The sequence below is a fragment of the Leeuwenhoekiella aequorea genome, assembly GCF_004104375.1.
Lineage (GTDB): Bacteria > Bacteroidota > Bacteroidia > Flavobacteriales > Flavobacteriaceae > Leeuwenhoekiella > Leeuwenhoekiella aequorea.
Map to the genome: position 1 here is coordinate 1 of NZ_QOVM01000013.1, position 1,913 is coordinate 1,913.

Sequence of the window (1,913 nt, forward strand, 5' to 3'; positions counted from 1 at the left end):
GATCTGTAGTTACAGATTTTAGCAAAGGATACGTATGTCTCAAATTTAATGTAGAAAAGAGTTGTTTTTTACCTCAGTTCTTTGTTGTGTACAGTTTTTATTATGTTTCTTAGTTTATTCAAATCGCTTGGATCTTCTAATTTATGTATCATACTATGGCAATTACTACATAAAACAGCAAAGTCATTTTCCAAATCCACTTTAAATTTTCCGATACCTAATTCCGAAATTGGTTTTAAATGATGTGCCTCAATAAATTTTTCTCCTAAAACGCCATATTTTTCTTTGAAGGTCATATCACAAGCTTCGCAAGTATAACCTTTTAATTTTTTTACTTTATTTCCTAAACTTGTGTTTCTTTCTATTCTCCAATGAAGTCTGATTTGTTTAGTTTCAAAATGGTTTTTTTCTGTATGATCACTGAAAGAATTGTCTGAATAAGCTAAACTCTCATATAAATCAAGAAATTTTATTATGTCTGATTTTAGTTCAAATGAACTTGGAAGATTATCACTTGGGTAATATTTAGCGATTATATTTCCAGCTTCATAATGTTTTGCATTTTTAGTATTAGATTCCAGTTTTATTTTAGTTAGAAATTCCGAAGACTTATAGTTGATTTTTGCTCTAAAATCTTCTGCTCTTAATTTTAAAACTTCTTTTGCATTCCTTTTGTAATTTTCAATTACATCAGTTACTCCTTGGTTTAGCGATAAATAAACTCCAGTCATATCAGATTTGAATAGAAAAACAGGATAATATCCTTTCTGAGGTGTTTCTGTTATTAAAGTGTCAAGGATTGCAATCCAAGGACAATCTGTCCAATTTCCTTTACCTGGTGAGCCAATAGTTTTATATCTGGTCTTATCAATTAGAAGTGTGTCAATTTCTGATGGGAAATCATTTCGGAATTTTCCAGCTAATTCATTTCCGCCAAAGTTTTTTGACTTTTCATTTAAATAGCTTTCAATTGGTTCGTTTAAAATATTTTCCATTCAGTTTTTAAATTGTACACAACGGTCTCGTATAACCGTCAGTTACGGGTTAGTATGCGTTAATTTTCGGTTTAACACAGGCTTTAGCAATTCCGAGTGGATTCGGACGTAGTCGAATCCGCCGTAATTGCGGTTATACATTGTTGTAACACGTTTTTATACTTTAAATATTAAAGCAAGACCTAACATAATTAGCATAAAAATTAATGCCCAAGAATTGACTAATGCTTTCCAACTTGCTGCACTATAATCTTTCATTTTAAATGATTCTCTTTTTCCAATTTTATAAATTAAATAAGAAACTCCTAAAATTAAGGCAAAGCTTCCAACATAAAATGGGTATTCAGATATTAATTCGCTGAATTTATCTTTCATTTTCTTCTGTTCGTTTCGATAACTTTGACTTATCCAAATACTGCCCAAAGCATTGACATTATTGAATCAAAAGTGCTTTGTTCTTTTTCAGGTTCACAATATTTTTTTGATAAGTATTTCAACGATTTTTTATGTCAGATTCTGAAAGTTCTTTCTTTTTTATTTTGTATTCGGATTGTATTAGCTCCGTTTTTCTCAAAATCAACATTTTGAAATAATTCCTTTTCCTTTTGAGTTCCTACATTTTCTAATGAGGATTTATTTCCCTCGTAAAGTTATAAATTCCCAAATGTTTTTTAGTTAATTTCAATTTCTTGGTTTGGATAAATGTGTTACAACGGTCTAGTATAAGAATAGTAGCGGATTAATATACGCTAGCTTTTCGGTTAAACACAAACCTTATTTATACTTACTTTCTTTTGTTTTAGCGATAAAACCGCTATTATTTTTATACATCTTAAGTTTGATTCTCTTTAAATTGATAGTATAATTAGAAAGAACAAAGAGAGGATTAAGGTTAAGTTATACGGTGAAGCTTGTGAC

Annotated in this window: 2 protein-coding genes; both read right to left on the reverse strand. The window is 29.6% G+C overall.

Going from position 1 to position 1,913, the window contains the following annotated elements:
- Positions 1-68: 68 nt before the first annotated feature.
- On the reverse strand, positions 69-995 hold the full coding sequence (locus DSM00_RS15435) for an MrcB family domain-containing protein (RefSeq protein WP_128758874.1): 927 nt from the start codon (positions 993-995) through the stop codon (positions 69-71).
- 156 nt (positions 996-1,151) lie between these two features.
- Positions 1,152-1,370, reverse strand: a complete 219-nt coding sequence (locus DSM00_RS15440; protein ID WP_128758875.1) for a hypothetical protein — start codon at positions 1,368-1,370, stop codon at positions 1,152-1,154.
- Positions 1,371-1,913 lie beyond the last annotated feature (543 nt).